Below are 19,760 nucleotides of genomic sequence, written 5' to 3'. Positions count from 1 at the left end.
TTTGCTTATTCACTTGAACGCTTACTGGCTTTGGTTCTGCGCGTCGATCAGCTTCTGGCGGGCCTCATCGGCGCGCTTCTGAAGTTCGCTCTGCAGCTCTTCCTGGCGCTTCTGCAGCTCGGCCAGGTTCATCGGCTCGCCGTCATAAACCTTGGTGAAGCCGATCAGGGTCATCTTGAAGACGATTTCCTTGGCTTGCTGGTTGTACGGCGCGACGATCATTTCGCCGCCCTGCTTCATGGTGTTGATGAACGAGTCATCAATGGCCAGCTCGGCATAACAGGCATTCGGGGCGCAAATGCTGTATTTGCCCTGGATCGGCTTGCCGTCGTCGATCTGAATGCGCACACCCGGCTGGATCAGAACACCGGTCGGCGTGGCGACCAACAGCTTCTTGCGTGCCTCGCCTTCCGTTTCCTGAATGGCGATGTTGCTCAGGAACTGGCCGGTATTGGTGCGCAACTCGATCGAAATGAAGCAGACTTCCTTCTGCGTCTTCTGATTGGTGTTACACGCCTTCGTCCAAGGGCTTTTTTCTTCTTGGGCGATTGCGGGAGCACCTGCAAAAGAAGATAGACCAACGAATGCACCGACTGCGCATCCGAACAATCCTCTTTTCAAAACACTCTTCATCGAAACGTCCTCAATCGTGCGTGTATTAAACTTTCGCGTTGTTCTGCGGCATTCCGGTATCAACCGCAAGGCCCGTTGGAACAATCAATCCGTCAAACCATGGTAAGACACTTAATTTGGGCAAGAGGGTGGCCGATTTGCAACGCCGGACACAGGTTGAATTCAAATCTGAATATCTTGCCGATAGTTGCTTGCGCCGGGGGCGTTTACGTTAACCCTGTGATACCCTGACGGGCGAGAATCAACAGAATCTCAGGCGGTGGTTATGCGTAGTGCTCTTGTGATCGAACCTTTTTTCAAGCGCGCCGGAAGGCTTGTGACGGGCGCTGTCCTGATGTCTTTCCTGGCCGGATTTCCCGCCGCCCAGGCGCAGGACGAAAGCGTTCCCTGGTCACATGCCATATCAATGCACGGCAAACCGGCCCTTGAGCCGGGCCAGCCATTTCCCTATGTCAATCCGGATGCGCCCAAGGGCGGGACCATAACACTTGGCGTCCAGGGCACCTTCGACAGCCTCAACCAGCATATTGTCCAGGGCGGCTGGACCTCGGCGCGCGGCATGCGCGAGCGGGAGTTCGGCACCAATATCCTGGAAAGTCTGCTGGTGCGTTCCTACGCGGAACCGTTTTCCCTTTACGGCCTTCTGGCACACAAGGTGCGTATGCCCGACAGCCGGGAATGGATCGAATTCGAACTCAACCCCGAAGCCAAATTCTCGGACGGCTCGCCGGTGACCGTCGAAGACGTGATCTTTTCCCTGGAAACCATCGAGGCGAAGGGTCGCCCGCCCTATCGCAACTGGTACGCTGCCATCAAGGAAAAGGAAATCACGGCGCCCAACCGCCTGAAACTGGTTTTTGAAAACGGCGACAACAGGGAATTGCCGCTTCTGATCGGGCTGGCACCGATCTATTCGAAGGCGAACACCGATTTCGACACCTTCGACAAGTCGACGCTGACGCCTCCGCTCGGCTCCGGTCCCTATACATTCAAGACCATCGAGCCAGGCCGCCTGGTGGTCTATGAAAAGAACCCGGACTATTGGGCCAAGGATCTGCCGGTGAAGGCGGGTTTCGACAATTTTGACGAGATCCGGGTCGAGTATTTCCGTGATGAAACAACGCTCCAGGAGGCCTTCAAGAAAGGGCTCGTAAACGCGCTGCAGTTCCGCGATCCCGCGCGATGGTCCAAAGGGTTCGATTTTCCGGCCGCCCAGAAGGGCGATGTTGTCCAGCGGTCTATCCCGCTCGGTATTCCCGCGGCCATGCAGGGCATTGCCTTCAACACGCGCCGGGACCAGTTCTCTGACCGCAACGTGCGCAAGGCTCTGCGGATGCTGTTCGATTTCAAATGGGTGAACGACAATCTCTATTACGGCCTTTACACCAGAACGGCCGGCTATTGGGACAATTCGGATCTGTCGTCGATCGGTCATCCGGCCAGCGCGCGCGAAAAAGAGCTTCTGGCGCCCTTCCCGGATGCGGTCGATCCCGAGGTCATGGACGGCACTTGGCGTCCGGCCGATGCGGATGGTTCCGGACAGGATCGCAAGGTGCTGCGCGAAGCCCTGAATGTCTTCGCCTCCGCCGGCTACGGCCTGCAGGACCGCAAGCTGGTTCACAAGGAAACCGGCAAGCCGCTGGCCTTTGAAATCCTGGCAAAGAACGAGGACGAGGAAAAGCTTGCCCTAGCCTATATCAAGACCCTGGAGCTGCTCGGTGTCGAGGCCAGTGTGCGCAGTGTCGACCCGTCCCAGTTCGAGGACCGGCGGACACGGCGGGATTTCGATATGGTGTTCAACACCTGGTACGCCTCCCTTTCTCCTGGCGCGGAACAATACGGACGCTGGTCGTCCAAGGCCGCCGATGCCGAAGGCTCTTTCAATTTTGTCGGTGCCAAGGAACCGGCCATTGACGCCATGATCGATGCGATTGTCGCCGCGCGCAGCCACGAGCATTTCGTCGATGCCGTGCGGGCCTTTGACCGGGTGCTGATTTCAGGCGCCTATGCCGTACCGCTTTATCATGTATCGGATGACTGGGTCGCGTATTGGAAGACGGTTGCCCCCCCGCAGCAGGATTCTCTCTATGGCCATGAATATGACACTTGGTGGTCAGCTGCGGCCCAATAATCGGACCAACGGACGAAAGACAAAATGAAAGCCACCCAAGAAAGCCTGTCCAAGGAGTATCACGAAAGCGGAGCCTGGTCCGATGTGCCGCTTGATGAGCTTTTCAGGCAAACCGCCACTGAGCACCCCAACCGGCTTGCGCTTGTGGATGCTCCGGACCGGTCCACCTGGACCGGAGGCGCTCCCAGGCGCTTGACCTATGCCGAGGCGGATCAGGAAATCGACCGCCTTGCGGCCTTCTACACAACCGTCGGCCTGTCAGCCGATCACGTCATCGGTGTTCAGGCGCCCAACACGGTCGACGCCGTGATAGCGGTGCTGGCAGCCTTGCGTGCCGATCTGATTGTCTCGCCCCTGCCCTTGCACTGGCGTCAGAAAAATGTCCTGGAAGCCCTGAACTCCATAGGCGCGAAAGGGTTCATTGCCGCTGACCGTGTCGAGACACGCGAGGTTGGCGTGGCGGCACGCGATGTCGCCGCAGACCTGTTTTCACTTCGCTTTGTCTTCGGTCTTGGCAAGGATGTCCCCGATGGCCTGATCGAACTCGGTCCCATGCTTGCGGAGATGGGCAAGGATCTCACATTCACTCCGCGCGAACGGCCCGATCCCGCCGATCACACGGCGACGATCTGCTGGAGCCGCAGCGGCGAGGAAAACGTACCCGTCACGCGCTGCCACAATCACTGGGTCTCCGCGGCGCAGATGATTGTCCACGAAGCCCATTTCAAAGATGGCGGCAGCCTTGTCCTGCCCTATTCCCTGAGCGGCCTGACCGGTCTCGGTGGCGGAGTCGTGCCCTGGCTTCTGACCGGAAGCACGCTGCATCTGCATCATCCGACCTCGCTTGCCAATCTGGCCGCCCATGCCAATGACGTCGAAGCCGACGTCGTCATGACGCCGGGGCCGCTGGCGCAGACGCTGGACCGCAAGCTGACCAACAACAAAACCACTGTCCTGGCCGCCTGGAACATCGCCTCGCCGCATCCGACAACCTTTGTCGCTCGCAGGCGGCTTGTCGATCTTCACATCGCCGATGAATTTGCCCTGGTCGCCAAGGCACGCGGGCCTTCGGCGAAAATGAAGGCGACCGCGCTGGGAAAGCATAGCGGGCCGAACGGGTGCGAAAGCGGGCCAGCCCTCCTGGAAATTGCGGTCACCGATGAGGTCGACACGCAGATTCAAACACTCCTGGTAAAAGGGCCGATGGTTCCCGAGATCGGCTGGCGCACCCTCAACGGCGACCAGCGCCGGGTGCGCTGGGAAGGCACCGGCTTTCTCAATACCAATATCAAGGTCGAACTGACCGAAGACGGCATCTCCGGTTTCGGCATTCCGGGACAATATGCCCTCGGTACCGGAAATCTTGAAACGATCGACGTGATCTACGGCAACTATCCGGGAATCCGGGAGGCCGCAGCCTTTATCGTCGAGGATCCGGTTCTCGGCGCAAGGATGTATGCGGCTCTGGTACCTGATGCCGGTCATGTCCCGGACGCCGGTGCATTTTTTGCTTATCTCGATGCGGAAGGCGTAGACCTTGCCAAGATCCCCCATCGTGTGTTGATTTTACAGTCATTGCCACGGAACCCGGATGGAACCATTTGCCGAGACCGGCTCACCATGCGGACCCAGCGACTGCCGGCTGCCGTGGCATAGATGGGGACAGGGAATGGATGTAGAAACCTCGCTCTCCTGGCGCGGTCCTTACTGGTATGCCGGGCGCAGGCCCAGGCGCAACAGTAATGGCGACGCGCCGGAAGCACTTGACGTATCTCTCGTTAAAATGTTCGACCGGGGAAGCCGCCTTCCCATGGCCCTGCCTGCGGCAGTTGTCGTCGACATCGACGCCATAGACGAGGTCCGCCGCGATGCCTTTTTTGACTGGCTGATGCCGCAGTTGCGTGGGCTGGACTGCGAAGTTCCATTCTATCTGCTGACGGGCAGCGATGACCTGTTGCCGCGCGGCCTCCAGCCGACTGCGATAATCGACCGGATTGTTCCGGACGAGGTGCTGCTGATGCTGATCTGCATCCACCAGCGGGCCTTGTTGCGTTCCGAAGAGGCGCAGCACCGGCGCAGGGTGTTCGGCCGTATTCCCGGCTTTGGCTCCGCCCCCCATCATTCAGGTTCGAGCGGCCTGCTGGTCGTCGGCCTGAGCGGCCGGTTTCTGGAATGGCAGGACGCTAGCGAGCAGAAGGTTGAAGTGGTCGGCGCCTTTGACGGCAACATGGCCGTTGAATTCATGTCGAAACGCGCCTTCGACGCGGTCGTGATCGATGCTCCCTTTGAGGATGCGGTTGACTATATGCAGCAGATCCGGCGGGACGCACGGTTTGCCGGCTTGCCGGTTCTGGCTGTGTGTGAGCGGGAAGAAGACCTGGTACAACTGTTCCGGCACGGCGCCTCCGATGTTCTGGTCGGCGAGAACCGCAAGGAAACGCTCGGCCAACGGCTGAACGCAGCGATCCGATTCGGCAAGCGGCGGCGTCTTGCCGACAGGGTCCTGGCCGAGAGCCACACGTGGCTGCGCCGGCAGGTCACGGTCGGCGGACTGGGCGTTGAGGAATATACCGCTTATCTGGAGGCCTGCAGCAACGCGCTGGCCGTGCGCGGTCTTGATCTTTGGGAAATGCGGCTGCAGCCGGAAAATTTTGGCATTCAGGTTACGTCGCGGGAAGAGTTGGAGGAAATCAACGCCACCCTCCTGTCCATCGCCGACGCGACCAGCCGGGATGAAGACCTGGTCTGCCTGGTGCGCGAATTCGGTCCGGTTGCGGTGTTGAAGAACGAAGAAGGCACGACACGGCTGCAAAAACGGATCAACTCGATCCTGAGCCACACGGTTCTCTAAAAAATCACCCTTTTCACGCCAAATTGCGGGAGCTGCCTTAACGCTGCCATGAAATCGGGCTTGGCAAATCTGTCAGAGCAACTAGCCTTATAAGAACACACGAAAGATCGGGATGCCGCATGACTGAAACACCTCCACTTACTGTCGATGTTGTATCGGATGTGATGTGCCCGTGGTGCTTTATCGGCAAGAGGCGGCTGGAAGCGGCGTTACGGTCTGTCCCGGATTTGAATGTCCTGGTGCGCTGGCACCCGTTTCAGCTGGATGCGACCCTGCCGAAGACCGGCAAGGACAGGCAGAAATATCTCAGCGACAAGTTCGGCGGCCTGGACCGTGCCAACGCCTTTTACAGCCAGATCCGTGCGGCGGGTCAGGAAGAAGGCATCCCTTTTGCCTTCGACGCCATCACCCTGTCACCGAACACGCTGGATTGCCACCGACTGATCCTCTGGTCCAACGACGATGATCTGCAGGACGAGGTCGTGGAACGCCTGTTCAAGGCCTATTTCCTGGAAGGACAGGATCTGACCAAATCCGAAACCCTGGTGCGCATTTCGGATGAAGCGGGAATGCAGTCCGATCTCGTCGAACAGCTGCTGGAAACGGAAACGGATCTCGACAAGGTCACCGCGCAAATCGAAAACGCCCAGAACTCGGGTATCACTGGCGTTCCGTGTTTCATCATCGACGGGCGCTTTGTCCTGGCGGGCGCCGAGAAAGCCGAGACGATTGCCGCAGCGCTGCTGCACGCTGAGGAAACCCGCGCCAATCCGCAAGCCGCGATGTCACAATAAACCGTTGATGTCCCAGGCAAGAAAAAAGCCCCGCAGGATCTGCGGGGCTTTCTTGTTTGTGCCTTTGGGTGTTAGCCCTTCAGGATGGACCGGCCGGCATAGATGGCCTGCGGGCCCAGTTCTTCTTCGATGCGGATCAGCTGGTTGTATTTCGCGAGCCGGTCGGAGCGCGCCAGCGAGCCGGTCTTGATCTGACCGCAATTGGTGGCGACTGCCAGGTCGGCAATGGTGCTGTCCTCGGTCTCGCCGGAGCGGTGCGACATGACGGCGGTATAGGCAGCCTTGTGCGCCGTTTCGACCGCGTCTAGCGTCTCGGAAAGCGTGCCGATCTGGTTGACCTTGATCAGGATCGAGTTGGCGACCCCCATGTCGATGCCCTTGCGCAGACGCTCGGAGTTGGTCACGAACAGGTCGTCACCAACCAGCTGGCACTTGTTGCCGATCAGGTCCGTGGTGGCCTTCCAGCCCTCCCAATCGTCTTCCGCCAGGCCGTCTTCGATGGAAATGATCGGGTAACGGGCAGCCAGATCGCCAAGATATTGCGCCATTTCTTCCGGTGCCAGGGTCTTGCCCTCGCCTGCCAGAACGTATTTGCCGTCCTTGAAGAACTCGGTCGAAGCCGCATCCAGGGCGAGGAAGACATCTTCGCCCGGCTTGTAGCCGGCAGTCTCGATCGCCTTCATGACAAAGCCGATAGCCGCGTCGGTGGATTCCAGGTTCGGGGCGAAGCCGCCTTCGTCGCCGACATTGGTGTTGTGACCGGCCGCGTTCAGGGCCTTCTTCAGCGTGTGGAAGATTTCCGATCCCATGCGCACGGCTTCACCGAGGCTGTCGGCGCCGACCGGCATGATCATGAATTCCTGGAAGTCGATCGGGTTGTCCGCGTGCGCACCGCCGTTGATGATGTTCATCATTGGAACCGGCAGGGTGCGGGCGGACGTGCCGCCGACATAGCGGTAGAGCGGCAGACCAGAAGCCTGGGCTGCGGCACGGGCGGCGGCGAGTGACACGCCTAGGATGGCGTTGGCACCAAGGCGGGACTTATTGGCGGTGCCGTCAAGATCGATCATGGCCTGGTCGATCTGCAACTGGTCTTCCGCGTCGAGGCCACCGATGGTTTCGAAGATTTCGCCATTGACGGCATCGACGGCGTTCTGGACGCCCTTGCCCATGTAACGGTTGCCGCCGTCACGCAGTTCGACGGCCTCATGCGCGCCGGTGGACGCCCCGGAGGGAACCGCGGCCCGGCCGAAAGAACCGTCCTCGAGAAAAACATCGACTTCGACGGTCGGGTTACCGCGGCTGTCAAAGATCTGACGGCCGATGACATCGATAATTGCGGTCATGGAAAGAACTCCCTTGTCACATGTACCTGAACTGACTTTCGCCGGAGATCCCCGGCGCGAGGCGAAACCGGCAGGCCGGCGTTTTTACGGGAGCTTGGCTCCAGATAAGTAAGCCGCACCCGAAGGATGCGGCTGTTCTTGTGTTTATTCGGCAGCGGCTGCAGGCGCCTTGACCACATTGTCCAGCGCCTTGAGTTGGGCGAGCAATGCTCCCAGGTCCTTCAGGGGAACCATATTGGGTCCGTCGGACGGCGCATTGTCTGGGTCCGGATGTGTTTCAATGAACAGGCCTCCAACACCGACAGCAACAGCGGCACGGGCCAGGACCGGTACCATCGTGCGATCGCCACCAGACGATGCGCCCTGACCACCTGGCTGCTGAACGGAATGGGTGGCGTCGAATACAACCGGCGCGCCGGTCTGCGCCATGATCGGCAAAGACCGCATGTCGCTCACAAGGGTGTTGTAACCAAAGCTCGCGCCGCGTTCGGTCAAGAGCACATTCGGATTTCCGGAGTCGGTGACTTTCGCAAGAACATTCTTCATGTCCCAAGGCGCCAGGAACTGCCCTTTTTTCACGTTGATGACCGCGCCTGTCTTGGCTGCGGCAACAAGAAGATCCGTCTGGCGGCAGAGGAACGCCGGTATCTGAAGAACATCAACAATCTTGGCGACGGGAGCGCACTGTTCCGCCGCGTGCACGTCGGTAAGTACGGGCATGCCGTATTTTTCTTTGACTTCCGCGAAGACCGGCAGTGCATCTGTTAGTCCGACGCCGCGTTTGCCGCCGAGTGATGTCCGGTTTGCCTTGTCGAAGGAAGCCTTGAAAACGACCGGAATTCCGAGCGATCCGGTAATTTCCTTGATGGCCGCGGCACATTCCAGGGCATGGTCCCGGCTTTCCATCTGGCAAGGCCCTGCGATCAGGCTGAAGGCCGCATCATTGCAGAAGGTCACATTGCCGACGGTTACTTTTCGATTTGCCTCGGTCATTTTTCACCATTTTTCAAAAGGAGCCCGGAGTTCCCGGCACATCCTTGAAGGACGCCCACACCCAGCAAGAATTCGCGTGTTCCATAGCGTTCTTTTCGCCAACCCGCAACCGGTGCCCATCGCGGTGCAAACTTCTGATTAAATCGATTTAGCCCCGATCGGATTCCCACCGGATAGAAATGTCGCTCCATTTGCCGGCTGAATTTTTCGGAAAGGATAGGAAACGAAGCCGCGTTTCTTTGGTTTTGGAAGTCGGCCCACCATTTTGAGGCCACAAAAAGGGATAATCAGATTGAAGCTCTCGACCGGGTTAACTATTGATCGGCACGGCGTTATAGACTGACCTGTCGACAAGCATTGGAAGATCTAGAAAATGAATAAGCCCATTCGCAAAGCAGTCCTGCCAGTGGCCGGTCTTGGCACCCGGTTTCTCCCGGCGACCAAGGCGGTTCCGAAGGAAATGCTGACGATTGTTGACCGTCCGATCATCCAATATGTCGTTGATGAAGCTCGCGCTGCGGGAATCGAGCACATTGTCTTCGTCACGGGCCGGAACAAGCAAGTCATCGAAGACCACTTCGACATGGCCTACGAACTTGAGGACACGCTCAAGGCGCGGAATAAAAAGGAAGCGCTGGAGCTTTTGGAGCAGCACCGCCCTCAGCCGGGCTCAACCAGCTTCACACGTCAACAGGCACCTCTGGGACTTGGTCACGCCATCTGGTGCGCGCGCGACATTATCGGCGACGAACCGTTCGCGATTCTGCTGCCGGACGTGATCATCAAATCGAAGGTCAGCTGTCTTAAGCAGATGGTCGACATTTACGAGCAGTCAGGCGGCAACATCATTGCCGTGGAAGAAGTGCCGGAGAACCAGACCCACAATTACGGCATTGTCGAACTGGCGGATGAAATCGGCAAGAATGCGCACAAAATCACGAACATGGTTGAAAAACCGCCCCAGGGAACGGCGCCGTCGAACCTGCAGATCACCGGCCGCTACATTCTCCAACCGGAGATTTTTGAACTTCTCTCCCACCAGGCCACCGGTGCCGGCGGCGAGATCCAGCTGACAGACAGCATGCTGGCCCTGATGAAAAACCAGCCTTTCGCTTCGCTGAAATTCGAGGGACGCAGCTATGACTGCGGCAACAAGGCCGGTTTCCTGAGCGCCAACATTGCCTTTGGCATGGACGATCCGAAGCTCGCGCGGGAACTGCTGCCGTTCATGCAGGAAATGATCGACCGGCCCGAAGCTGCGGAATAGTCGTCTTCGCGCTATTGCTCCCTTGAAAACGCCTTCAAGAAACGATTAGGACTGGGCCGGGTCGCTTTCGTGCGATCCGGCCCAGTCCTTTCGTCCTGCCCCGGAACCCAAATGCCCAACAACTCGATCCAGTCCCTGAAGATTGCCATTATCGGTCTTGGTTATGTCGGACTGCCGGTCGCAACTGCCTTTGCCGCCCGCGGTTTTGACGTGCTCGGTTTTGATATCAACCGCGCGCGCCTTGAGGAATTACGCATTGGCAAGGACGGCACGGCGTCGGTGACATCCGGGGACCTTCTGCAACCGACACTTTCCTTTTCTGATCGGGAACAGGATCTGCAGGACCGGGATGTCTTCATCGTCGCCGTCCCGACGCCGGTCGACAGTGCCAAACGACCGGACCTCTCCCCCTTCGAAAGCGCCGCGGTCACCGTCGGTCGGAACATGAAGGCCGGTGCGATCAGCGTGTTCGAATCCACGGTCTTTCCAGGCGCAACCGAAGAGGTGGCCGTCCCCATTCTGGAACGGGAATCGGGCATGCGACTTGGCGACGGATTTGAGGTCGGCTATTCGCCGGAACGGATCAATCCGGGCGACACCGCACGCGGCTTCGCGGAGATCACCAAGATCGTGTCTGCGTCGTCGGCGGCAGCCACGGATCTTCTTGTGGCGCTGTATGGAGCCGTTGTGACTGCCGGCATCCACCGTGCCCCATCAATCAAGGTGGCAGAGGCGGCCAAGGTGATTGAAAACACCCAGCGGGATCTCAACATCGCGCTGATGAACGAACTTGCCATGCTGTTCCACCAGATGGGCATCGACACAAGGGACGTCCTCGAAGGCTCGGCGACCAAATGGAACTTCCTCCCCTTTCAACCCGGACTGGTCGGAGGCCATTGCATCGGTGTCGATCCCTATTATCTGACCCACAAGGCCAATGAGATCGGCATGACCCCGCAGGTGATCCTAGCGGGGCGCGGCACCAATGAAGCCATGCCTGCCTTTGTCGCCGGCAAGATCATCCAGGAAAGCGTCAAGCTGGGCCTGCCCATGCCGCCAAAGGTCACGGTGCTCGGGATGACCTACAAGGCAGATGTTCCGGACACGCGCAATTCGAAGGTCGTGGATCTGATCCGCGAACTCGAAAAATTCGGTGCCAGCGTCGAGGTCATGGACCCGCTTGCCGACCCCGGCCAGGTGGCGGAGGAATATGGAATCACCCTGACGCCCGAAGACCGGCTCACCGCAGCTGACGTGGCCGTTCTTGCCGTTCCTCATCGGCAATTCTGTCAGGAGGAAAATGGCTGGAGTTCCGTGACAGATGTCTTGAAAAACGGTCAGGGGCTTGTGGCGGACATCCCGGCGCGTCTCGACCGGACGAGCGTTCCCGAGGGGATCCGTCTGTGGCGGCTTTGATTTCGTTGGGCGATTTCATTTCGTACCGGACTTGTTCGCCGGAAAAGGCCGTTCCGCTGCTGTCTTCCGGGCGTATGTGAGTTCCAGTCGCTTCAGTTGACGTCGGGGATTTCGTCGAATTTAGAGATCTGTGAAAGATTTTGGGCCGTATACTGATCGGGTTTCAGGAAAGGAGACACCGATCATGGCTCATGCTCGTTTCTGGAAATGGGCAGCTGCAGCGGGCACAAGCCTGTTGCTTGCGACCACTGCCGTGAAGGCCGAGGACGGCTTGGACAACACGGCGTTCCAAAAAATCATCAAGAACCAGATGAGCGCCTTTGCGTCCGGCAATGCCAAGGCGGCCTTCTCGTTCGCAACGAATTCCTTGCAGCAGCGCTTCCAGACCCCTGAATTCTTCATGGAAATGGTGCGCCAGGGCTATCAGCCTGTTTATCAGCCCAAAAGCGTGACATTCGGCCGATCCAAGATGACCAAACTGGGGCCGACCCAGGAAGTCTATGTGACCGGCCCCAAGGGCAAGAACTGGCTGGCACTTTACAGTTTCGAGCAGCAGGACGATGGCAGCTGGCGCATATCCGGATGTTATCTGACAACGTCCCCCGGCTTCTCCGCCTGAGCCGTCACCTAGCCAATTGATCTGGACAGGTCAAAGCGCGGCAATGTCGCCGCGCGCCCAGTTCTCCTTGGTCTCGGCATAGAAGGCCTCGAAACGGCTTTCCTCGATGGCATCCCGCATGCCCTGCATCAGCGTCTGGTAATAGGCGATGTTGTTCCAGGTCAGCAGCATGCCGGCGAGCCCTTCTCCTGCACGGACGAGATGATGCAGGTAGGCGCGGCTGTAAATACTTGCCGCGGGGCAGTCGCTGGCTTCGTCCAGCGGGCGCGGGTCTTCCTGGTGGCGTGCATTTTTCAAGTTAACCTTGCCGAAACGCGTATAGGCCAGACCGTGCCGGCCGGCACGGGTCGGCATCACGCAGTCGAACTGATCGATGCCGCGCTTGACGCTTTCCAGAAGATCGTCAGGCGTGCCAACTCCCATCAAATAGCGCGGTTTGTCCACCGGCATGACCGGTGTGGTGATGTCCAGCATCTTCAGCATCACCTCCTGCGGTTCTCCGACCGCAAGACCGCCCACGGAATAGCCTTCGAACGGCATCTTGCCGAGTTCTTCCGCCGAGCGGATACGCAGGTCCGGCTGGTCTCCGCCCTGGACAATGCCGTAGAGCCCCTGCCCCTTGCCCGGACCGCCCATTGCCTCGAATTGCCGGCGTGAGCGCTCGGCCCAGCGGAGCGACAGTTCCATCGCCCGCTGGACCTCTTCCTTCGGGCTCGGCAGCTTGATGCATTCGTCGAGCTGCATTTGGATATCGGAGCCAAGGAGACCCTGGATTTCAACGGACCGCTCCGGCGTCAGGTGGTACTTCTGGCCGTCAATATGGCTTTGGAAGCGCACGCCGTCTTCATCCAGCTTGCGCAGCTGGGCAAGCGACATGACCTGGAACCCGCCGCTGTCGGTCAGTATCGTGTGCGGCCAGTTCATGAATTTGTGCAGGCCACCCAGTTTCGCCACGCGTTCCGCGGTCGGCCGCAGCATCAGATGATAGGTATTGCCCAGAACCACATCAGCTCCGGTTTCACGCACCTGGCCCGGATACATCGCCTTGACGGTCGCCTGTGTACCCACCGGCATAAAGGCCGGAGTGCGGACGACGCCATGGGGCGTGGTGATTTCGCCCCGCCGGGCCATGCCGTCGGTTGCCATCAGCTTGAAGCCGAATTTCGGGTGTGTGTCGGTCATTGATTGTCCTCAGACAGCCTCTTTGTGCGGAAACAGCAGCGAGGCGTCGCCATAACTGTAAAAACGGTATTCCTGTTCAATGGCATGTGCGTAGGCGGCCCGCATCGTCTCCAGACCGGAAAAGGCCGAGACGAGCATGAACAGGGTGGACCGTGGCAAGTGGAAATTCGTCATCAACGCGTCGATCGCGTTGAAGCGATAGCCGGGCGTGATGAAAATTGAGGTCTCGCCCCGGAAAGGCGCGATCGCACCGGTTTTGCGGGATGCGCTTTCCAGGATACGTAGAGAAGTCGTGCCGACGCTGACGACCTTGTTGCCGCGCGCCTTGACCGCAAGCAGCGCCTCGGCGGTCTGCCCGGACACCTCGCCCCATTCGGCATGCATTTTGTGATCGTCCGTGTCATCCGCCTTGACCGGCAGGAAGGTGCCGGCGCCGACATGCAGCGTTACACGATGCTGTTCGATCCCCCGGTCTTCCAGGGCTTGCAGCAATTCAGGCGTGAAATGCAGACCTGCGGTCGGAGCGGCGACGGCACCATCCTTTTCGGCGAAGATCGTCTGATAGTCCTGTCGGTCCTGATCGTCCTCGCCGCGTTTCTGGGCGATATAGGGCGGAAGCGGAATGTGGCCGACCGCGGCAATTGCTTCGTCTAGCGCCGGGCCGGAGCGATCGAACACCAGCAGAATTTCACCGCCGTCGGCCTTGTCGGCGACCTCCGCAGTCAGCCGCGTGCCGAACCCCTCGAACAACACGTCGTCGCCGACCTGGAGTTTCTTGGCCGGCCGGACGAAGGCCTTCCAGCGGTCCGGTCCTGCGCGCAGATGCAGCGTCGCGCCGATCCCGGCGGAAATGTCGCCACGCAGGCGCGTACCTTCAAGCTGGGCCGGGATCACACGAGTGTCGTTGAAGACCAACGCATCGCCCGGCTCAAGCTGATCGGGCAGATCCCGGACACCCAGATCGCTCAGCACGGCATCGGTTTGCGGACGAACCACCAGCATCCGGGCCGCGTCACGCGGGCGCGCCGGACGCAGCGCGATCCGCTCATTGGGAAGGTCAAAATCAAATTGGTCGACGCGCATTGCGTATGAACTGCCGTTTCCGTGGGAGTGACCGGCGCAAAGGGCGCTCGCCAGTTTAAGCGGGCCTGATTGCCGGATGATCTGACTGCGGCTCATAATGCCGGACGCGCCTAGGGTCAACCGCCCGGCCTGTCCCGCTCAGCAAAACGGCGCGGCCCCGGAGGCCGCGCCGCAATGCAATTCGGAATGCGCCGAAATCAGGCCGCGTCGGCTGCCACTTTCAGGGACACGATGTTGTCCGGATCGGTGACCGGCTCGCCGCGCTTGATCTTGTCGACATTGTCCATGCCCTCGATCACCTGGCCCCAGACCGTGTACTGGCCGTCAAGCCACGGTGCGTCGGTGAAGCAGATGAAGAACTGGCTGTCGCCGGAATTCGGGTCCATGGCACGGGCCATGGAACAGGTGCCGCGGACATGCTTTTCCTTGCTGAATTCGGCTTTCAGCTTCTGACCGGAACCGCCGGTGCCTGTGCCCTGCGGGCAGCCGGTCTGGGCCATAAAACCGTCTATGACGCGGTGAAAGACGATACCGTCGTAAAAGCCTTCACGCACCAGTTCCTTGATGCGGGCAACATGGCCCGGGGCCAGGTCCGGCTTCATTTCGATCACGATCGGGCCCTGGCTGGTTTCCATCAGCAAGGTGTTTTCGGCGTCTTTGATATCGGCCATTGGGGTCTCCTTTGGTCTTTGAAAATGGAATAAGGCAGCCGGGGCGTCACTGGGCGTCCGCGGCGACCTGCATCTTGATGATCTTGTCCGGGTTTGCCGGCGGCTCGCCCCGGGTGATGTTGTCGATGAACTGCATGCCGTCGACGACTTCACCGAAGACGGTATATTGGCCGTTCAGGAAAGATCCTTCATCGAACATGATGAAGAACTGAGAGTTGGCGCTGTTCGGGTTCTGGGCGCGGGCCATGCCGAGCGTGCCACGCTTGAACGGAGCCTGGGAGAATTCGGCTTTCAGGTCCGGTTCATTGGAGCCGCCACGGCCGGTGCCGGTCGGATCGCCGGTCTGGGCCATGAAGCCGTCGATGACGCGGTGGAAGACGATGCCGTCGTAGAAACCTTCGCGGGCAAGCTTTTTGATCCGGGCGACGTGGTTCGGTGCGAGGTCCGGCCGCAGCTGGATAACCACTCGGCCATCCTTCAGATCCAGATAGAGCGTGTTTTCAGGATCGCCCTGCGCCTGGGCCACGGCCGGCAGGATGAAAAGCGAAGCCAGTACAGTGAAAATTGCAATGAGTCGTGACACTGGAAACTCCTAGGGTTCGGTCCAGTTTCTAAGGTGAAGACAATCAGTTGCCGGGTCGTGCCCGATTACGCAGCGGTTCCGCAACCGGTTTGGGCACGAAGGCGGAGATTTCCCCGCCCATTTTTGCGATCTGACGCACCAACGTGGCGGTGATATGGCGCACAGTCGGCGACGCGGGCAGGAAGACTGTGCGGATTTCCGGCTCGAGCGTGCCGTTCATGCCGGCCATCTGCATCTCGTAGTCGAGATCGGTTCCGTCCCGGAGACCGCGCACGAGATAGGCGGCATTCTGGCTGCGGGCTGTGTTGATCACCAGATCGTCGAACGCAATCACGTCGATCCGCTCCGCCTCTTCAGGCGTGAACTCCGCCTGCGCGGAGGCGTGAATGAGTTCCACCCGTTCCTCGAAGGAAAACAACGGCGATTTGCCCGGAGAAATGCCGATCGCAACCACCACCTTGTCGGCCAGTGCAAGCGACTGACGCAGTATGTCCATGTGGCCGTTGGTGACGGGATCGAACGATCCCGGATAGAGCGCAATACGAGTCATGGCTCTTCCTTACTCTGCCTGTCCGCCGCTCACAAGGAAAAGCCGAATAAGGCACAGCAACTGCCACGAACTGACAAGATGTGACGGCCGTCACATCCGTCTTTTCCGCAATGGTCCAGGGTGGCTCCATCGAAATCAATCGACGTGAGCAGGAACCAGCACTATGAGGAGCATGACCACTTCCCCCCGCACCGCACCGAAAAGCGCGGCCCAGCCCTTTTCCTTCAGCGCAAAGGCAGTCGATCCGGCCTTCCATGTCAAAATGGCCGCCGTGTTTGTTCTGGCGCTTTTGACCATGATCGCCGCCGGCGTCATGACCATGCACCCGAGCAATGCCTCGCAGGCGGAAGACCTGACCCGCCCGGCAACGCAGGGACTAACCACCACAAAGAGCGACCGCATCGCTTCCTCTCAGACCACCGAGACCTGCAAGACGCAGGCCTGGGGTGCCTGGAGTGAAGATTGCGCCGCAGCTCTGAGCGGCGCGAACCGGGTCCGCAACGTTTCCTTCGTCACCGTTGAGAAGGCGACACCGACCGTCAACGAAACCATCCTGACCCGGTATCCCACGGCCAACTGACCTACTTCCAAGACTTTCCTCCCCAAACGGCAAACAGCGGCTCAGGTTCTCCCTGGCCGCTGTTGTCGTTTTGATTGGACGTTTTGGCCGGATCAGTTTTCCGGCGCGTCGTCTCCGCCTTCAGCTGGCGGTGTCTCTCCGGTGTCGCTTCCAGCATCGCCCTCGGCAGAGCCTTCGCCGCCTTCAGGGGTTTCCCCTTCCACCAGCTCTTCTTCGTCATCGACTTCCGAGATGCCTTCCACCGCGACGACCTTCTCGTCGGCGGCCGTCTTGAAGACGATCACGCCCTGGGTCGCCCGTCCGGCAATACGGATGCCGTCGACAGGGCAGCGGATCAGCTGGCCGCCATCGGTTACCAGCATGATCTGGTGGCTGTCTTCCACCGGGAAGGACGCCACCAGGCCGCCGTTGCGGTCGTTGACGGCCATCGCCGTGATGCCCTTGCCGCCGCGGCCGGTGACCCGGTATTCGAAGGACGAGGTCCGCTTGCCGTAGCCGTTTTCGGAAATGGTCAGGATGATCTGCTCCGCCGCGCTCATCTGAGCATAGCGTTCCTGCGGCAGATCGCCGGCGACAACGCCCTCTTCATCCGCTCCATTGCCGTTTTCATCGGCCTCTCCGCGCATGGCGCGAGACAGTTTCAGATAGGCGGCCCGTTCCTCGGCATCGACATCGATGTGATGCAGGATCTGCATGGAGATCACCCGGTCGTCATCCGCCAGACGAATGCCGCGCACGCCAACGGAGTTGCGGCCTGCAAAGACGCGAACGTCATTGACCGGGAAGCGGATGCACTGACCGAAATTGGTGGTCAGCATGACGTCGTCATGCTCGGAACAGGTGTCGACACCGACAATGCCGTCCCCCTCTTCCAGCTTCATCGCGATCTTGCCGTTGCGGTTGATGTTGACGAAGTCGGACAGCTTGTTCCGGCGCACCGTGCCGCGCACGGTTGCGAACATCACGTCGAGATTTGCCCAGCTTTCCTCGTCCTCCGGCAATGGCAGGATGGAGGTTATCTGTTCGCCCTGTTCCAGGGGCAGAAGGTTGATCAGGGCCTTGCCGCGCGAGGTCGGACCACCGAGTGGCAGGCGCCAGACCTTCATCTTGTAGCAGATGCCGCGTGAGGAGAAGAACAGCACCGGCGTGTGGGTGTTGGCCACGAACAGCCGGGTGACGAAATCCTCTTCCTTGGTCGCCATGCCGGAACGGCCCTTGCCGCCGCGGCGCTGCGCCCGGTAGGTCGCCAGCGGAACGCGTTTGATGTAGCCGCCATGGGAGACGGTGACCACCATGTCCTCGCGCTGGATCAGGTCTTCCTCGTCGAAGTCCGGTCCGCCCTCGATGATTTCGGTCCGCCGCGGCGTCGCGAATTCTTCCTTGATCTCCAGCATCTCGTTCCTGACGATTTCCTGGATGCGCGCGCGCGATCTCAGAATGTCAAGATAATCGGAGATTTCGGCGCCGATCTTGTTGAGTTCTTCCTCGATTTCATCGCGGCCCATGGCCGTCAGGCGCTGCAGGCGCAGGTCGAGAATGGCGCGGGCCTGTTCCTCTGAGAGCTTGTAGGTGCCGTCTTCCTGGACCATGTGGCGCGGGTCGTCGATCAGTCGGATCAACGCCTCGACATCCTGGGCCGGCCAGTTGCGCTCCATCAGCTGGGACCGGGCGGTTGCCGGGTCGGGCGCGCTGCGGATCAACTTGATGACCTCGTCGATATTGGCAACAGCGATGCCGAGACCAACCAGGATATGTGCCCGGTCACGGGCCTTCTTCAGCAGGAACCGCGTGCGCCGCTGGATCACTTCCTCGCGGAAGGCCACGAAGGCACGCAGCATGTCGGAGAGGTTCATCTGCTCCGGTTTGCCACCGTTCAGCGCCACCATGTTGCAGCCGAAAGAGGTCTGCAGCTGGCTGAACCGGTAAAGCTGGTTCAGGATCACGTCCGGAACCGCGTCGCGCTTCAGTTCGATTACGACCCGCATGCCCGAACGGTCGCTTTCGTCGCGAATGTCGGAGATGCCTTCTATGCGCTTGTCGCGCACCAGTTCAGCGATCTTCTCGATCATCGAGGATTTGTTGACCTGATACGGAATCTCGGTGACGATCAGCGCATTGCGGTCCTTGCGAACCTCTTCAACATCGACCTTGGCGCGCATGACCACGGAGCCACGGCCGGTTTCGTAGGCGCTGCGGATACCGGCCCGGCCGAGGATCATGCCTCCGGTCGGAAAGTCCGGACCAGGCACGATCTGCATCAGCTCTTCCAGCGACATGGCCGGATTTTCCATGATGGCGATGGCGGCGTCGATAACCTCCCCCAGATTGTGGGGCGGGATGTTGGTCGCCATGCCGACGGCGATGCCGCCGGCCCCATTGACCAGGAGATTGGGGAATTTCGCTGGCAGGACGACAGGCTCGCTTTCCGAGTTGTCGTAGTTTTCCTGGAAATCGACCGTGTCCTTGTCGATGTCGTCGAGCAACTTGTGCGCGACCTTTTCAAGGCGGCATTCCGTGTAGCGCATGGCTGCGGCCGGGTCGCCATCGACGGAACCGAAATTGCCCTGGCCGTCAATCAACGGCAGGCGCAGGGAGAAGTTCTGCGCCATGCGCACAAGGGCGTCATAGATCGCGCTGTCGCCATGCGGGTGGTATTTACCCATGACGTCACCGACCACACGGGCCGACTTGCGGTAGGGCTTGTTCCACTCGTAGCCGTTCTCGTGCATCGAATAAAGGATGCGGCGGTGAACCGGCTTCAGTCCGTCTCGAACGTCGGGCAGCGCACGGCTGACGATCACGCTCATGGCGTAATCGAGATAGCTGCGCTTCATTTCTTCGACGATGGAGACCGGTTTGATATCCGACGGCAGGCCGTCTGAGGGGGTGCTGTTGTCCTGGTCAGCCAAGGAAGACACTCATTTCATTGTTATTGCTGTGTCTTTTATATCCGATTCAAGGCAGCGGTCCAAATTCCTGGCCCTTTTCCACCTAAGTAATAAGCTCTTAAATTCAATAAGTTACAAAGAGTATACACAGGCTCGAAAAATGATTTTTGGAC

The 19,760-nt window shown here is 59.6% G+C and carries 17 protein-coding genes; 8 read left to right on the top strand and 9 right to left on the bottom strand.

The window, feature by feature from the left end; translation table 11 throughout:
* Positions 1-21: 21 nt before the first annotated feature.
* The gene (locus M0H32_RS04455; RefSeq protein WP_248151184.1) at positions 22-633 is read right to left on the bottom strand and encodes an invasion associated locus B family protein; all 612 of its coding nucleotides are present in this window, start codon (positions 631-633) and stop codon (positions 22-24) included.
* A gap of 265 nt (positions 634-898) precedes the next feature.
* On the opposite strand from M0H32_RS04455, the gene M0H32_RS04450 reads away from it, so the two are divergent.
* The 4 genes from M0H32_RS04450 (at position 899) to M0H32_RS04435 (ending at position 6,409) form a co-directional block, all read left to right on the top strand.
* Complete coding sequence (locus M0H32_RS04450; protein ID WP_345779315.1) at positions 899-2,764, top strand: extracellular solute-binding protein; 1,866 nt, start codon at positions 899-901, stop codon at positions 2,762-2,764.
* Between the two features lie 24 nt (positions 2,765-2,788).
* A complete protein-coding gene (locus tag M0H32_RS04445) occupies positions 2,789-4,420 on the top strand; it encodes an AMP-binding protein (RefSeq protein ID WP_248151181.1) in 1,632 nt (543 codons plus the stop codon).
* A gap of 13 nt (positions 4,421-4,433) precedes the next feature.
* Positions 4,434-5,615 carry a PleD family two-component system response regulator gene (locus M0H32_RS04440; RefSeq protein WP_248151178.1) on the top strand — a complete coding sequence of 394 codons (1,182 nt, stop codon included), beginning with the start codon at positions 4,434-4,436 and terminating at the stop codon, positions 5,613-5,615.
* A gap of 119 nt (positions 5,616-5,734) precedes the next feature.
* Positions 5,735-6,409 carry a DsbA family oxidoreductase gene (locus tag M0H32_RS04435; RefSeq protein ID WP_248151177.1) on the top strand — a complete coding sequence of 225 codons (675 nt, stop codon included), beginning with the start codon at positions 5,735-5,737 and terminating at the stop codon, positions 6,407-6,409.
* A gap of 71 nt (positions 6,410-6,480) precedes the next feature.
* Here the strand turns inward: M0H32_RS04435 and eno are convergent, their stop codons facing one another.
* Together eno and kdsA are read right to left on the bottom strand one after the other, a co-directional pair.
* Positions 6,481-7,755 carry a phosphopyruvate hydratase gene (gene eno / locus M0H32_RS04430; protein WP_248151175.1) on the bottom strand — a complete coding sequence of 425 codons (1,275 nt, stop codon included), beginning with the start codon at positions 7,753-7,755 and terminating at the stop codon, positions 6,481-6,483.
* Positions 7,756-7,899: 144 nt separating this feature from the next.
* Complete coding sequence (gene kdsA / locus M0H32_RS04425; protein ID WP_248151173.1) at positions 7,900-8,748, bottom strand: 3-deoxy-8-phosphooctulonate synthase; 849 nt, start codon at positions 8,746-8,748, stop codon at positions 7,900-7,902.
* A gap of 373 nt (positions 8,749-9,121) precedes the next feature.
* Here kdsA and galU point away from each other — a divergent pair, with 373 nt between their 5' ends.
* From galU to M0H32_RS04410, 3 genes are all read left to right on the top strand, one after another.
* A complete protein-coding gene (gene galU, locus M0H32_RS04420; RefSeq protein ID WP_248151172.1) occupies positions 9,122-10,015 on the top strand; it encodes a UTP--glucose-1-phosphate uridylyltransferase GalU in 894 nt (297 codons plus the stop codon).
* A 111-nt stretch (positions 10,016-10,126) separates the two neighbouring features.
* Entirely contained in the window at positions 10,127-11,431 is a 1,305-nt protein-coding gene (locus M0H32_RS04415) for a nucleotide sugar dehydrogenase (protein WP_248151171.1), read from the top strand.
* Between the two features lie 184 nt (positions 11,432-11,615).
* Positions 11,616-12,050 carry a DUF4864 domain-containing protein gene (locus M0H32_RS04410; RefSeq protein WP_248151166.1) on the top strand — a complete coding sequence of 145 codons (435 nt, stop codon included), beginning with the start codon at positions 11,616-11,618 and terminating at the stop codon, positions 12,048-12,050.
* Between the two features lie 30 nt (positions 12,051-12,080).
* Here M0H32_RS04410 and tgt read toward each other — a convergent pair whose 3' ends face one another.
* From tgt to coaD, 5 genes are all read right to left on the bottom strand, one after another.
* Complete coding sequence (tgt, locus tag M0H32_RS04405; RefSeq protein WP_248151164.1) at positions 12,081-13,232, bottom strand: tRNA guanosine(34) transglycosylase Tgt; 1,152 nt, start codon at positions 13,230-13,232, stop codon at positions 12,081-12,083.
* Positions 13,233-13,241: 9 nt separating this feature from the next.
* Entirely contained in the window at positions 13,242-14,315 is a 1,074-nt protein-coding gene (queA, locus tag M0H32_RS04400; protein ID WP_248151162.1) for a tRNA preQ1(34) S-adenosylmethionine ribosyltransferase-isomerase QueA, read from the bottom strand.
* 197 nt (positions 14,316-14,512) lie between these two features.
* Positions 14,513-14,986, bottom strand: coding sequence for a peptidylprolyl isomerase (locus M0H32_RS04395; RefSeq protein WP_248151160.1), 474 nt, complete (start codon positions 14,984-14,986; stop codon positions 14,513-14,515).
* Between the two features lie 46 nt (positions 14,987-15,032).
* A complete protein-coding gene (locus tag M0H32_RS04390) occupies positions 15,033-15,569 on the bottom strand; it encodes a peptidylprolyl isomerase (RefSeq protein ID WP_248151158.1) in 537 nt (178 codons plus the stop codon).
* Between the two features lie 43 nt (positions 15,570-15,612).
* Positions 15,613-16,119, bottom strand: coding sequence for a pantetheine-phosphate adenylyltransferase (coaD, locus tag M0H32_RS04385; RefSeq protein WP_248151156.1), 507 nt, complete (start codon positions 16,117-16,119; stop codon positions 15,613-15,615).
* A 172-nt stretch (positions 16,120-16,291) separates the two neighbouring features.
* Here coaD and M0H32_RS04380 point away from each other — a divergent pair, with 172 nt between their 5' ends.
* Positions 16,292-16,699 (top strand): phosphopantetheine adenylyltransferase, encoded by a 408-nt coding sequence (locus M0H32_RS04380; protein WP_248151154.1) that lies wholly within the window; start codon positions 16,292-16,294, stop codon positions 16,697-16,699.
* Between the two features lie 92 nt (positions 16,700-16,791).
* On the opposite strand, the gene gyrA is transcribed toward M0H32_RS04380, so the two are convergent.
* Positions 16,792-19,608, bottom strand: coding sequence for a DNA gyrase subunit A (gene gyrA / locus M0H32_RS04375; RefSeq protein WP_282449153.1), 2,817 nt, complete (start codon positions 19,606-19,608; stop codon positions 16,792-16,794).
* Positions 19,609-19,760 lie beyond the last annotated feature (152 nt).

This window comes from Roseibium sediminicola, from assembly GCF_023156505.1.
GTDB lineage: Bacteria > Pseudomonadota > Alphaproteobacteria > Rhizobiales > Stappiaceae > Roseibium > Roseibium sediminicola.
Note: the sequence above shows the minus strand (reverse complement) of the source record. Positions and strands in the feature narration are given on the sequence as shown.

What these genes read in the sequence shown, in the direction of transcription:
- M0H32_RS04455 (WP_248151184.1), bottom strand. Translation starts at nt 633, where the DNA reads ATGAAGAGTGTTTTGAAAAGAGGATTGTTCGGATGCGCAGTCGGTGCA.
- M0H32_RS04450 (WP_345779315.1), top strand. Translation starts at nt 899, where the DNA reads ATGCGTAGTGCTCTTGTGATCGAACCTTTTTTCAAGCGCGCCGGAAGG.
- M0H32_RS04445 (WP_248151181.1), top strand. Translation starts at nt 2,789, where the DNA reads ATGAAAGCCACCCAAGAAAGCCTGTCCAAGGAGTATCACGAAAGCGGA.
- M0H32_RS04440 (WP_248151178.1), top strand. Translation starts at nt 4,434, where the DNA reads ATGGATGTAGAAACCTCGCTCTCCTGGCGCGGTCCTTACTGGTATGCC.
- M0H32_RS04435 (WP_248151177.1), top strand. Translation starts at nt 5,735, where the DNA reads ATGACTGAAACACCTCCACTTACTGTCGATGTTGTATCGGATGTGATG.
- eno (WP_248151175.1), bottom strand. Translation starts at nt 7,755, where the DNA reads ATGACCGCAATTATCGATGTCATCGGCCGTCAGATCTTTGACAGCCGC.
- kdsA (WP_248151173.1), bottom strand. Translation starts at nt 8,748, where the DNA reads ATGACCGAGGCAAATCGAAAAGTAACCGTCGGCAATGTGACCTTCTGC.
- galU (WP_248151172.1), top strand. Translation starts at nt 9,122, where the DNA reads ATGAATAAGCCCATTCGCAAAGCAGTCCTGCCAGTGGCCGGTCTTGGC.
- M0H32_RS04415 (WP_248151171.1), top strand. Translation starts at nt 10,127, where the DNA reads ATGCCCAACAACTCGATCCAGTCCCTGAAGATTGCCATTATCGGTCTT.
- M0H32_RS04410 (WP_248151166.1), top strand. Translation starts at nt 11,616, where the DNA reads ATGGCTCATGCTCGTTTCTGGAAATGGGCAGCTGCAGCGGGCACAAGC.
- tgt (WP_248151164.1), bottom strand. Translation starts at nt 13,232, where the DNA reads ATGACCGACACACACCCGAAATTCGGCTTCAAGCTGATGGCAACCGAC.
- queA (WP_248151162.1), bottom strand. Translation starts at nt 14,315, where the DNA reads ATGCGCGTCGACCAATTTGATTTTGACCTTCCCAATGAGCGGATCGCG.
- M0H32_RS04395 (WP_248151160.1), bottom strand. Translation starts at nt 14,986, where the DNA reads ATGGCCGATATCAAAGACGCCGAAAACACCTTGCTGATGGAAACCAGC.
- coaD (WP_248151156.1), bottom strand. Translation starts at nt 16,119, where the DNA reads ATGACTCGTATTGCGCTCTATCCGGGATCGTTCGATCCCGTCACCAAC.
- M0H32_RS04380 (WP_248151154.1), top strand. Translation starts at nt 16,292, where the DNA reads ATGACCACTTCCCCCCGCACCGCACCGAAAAGCGCGGCCCAGCCCTTT.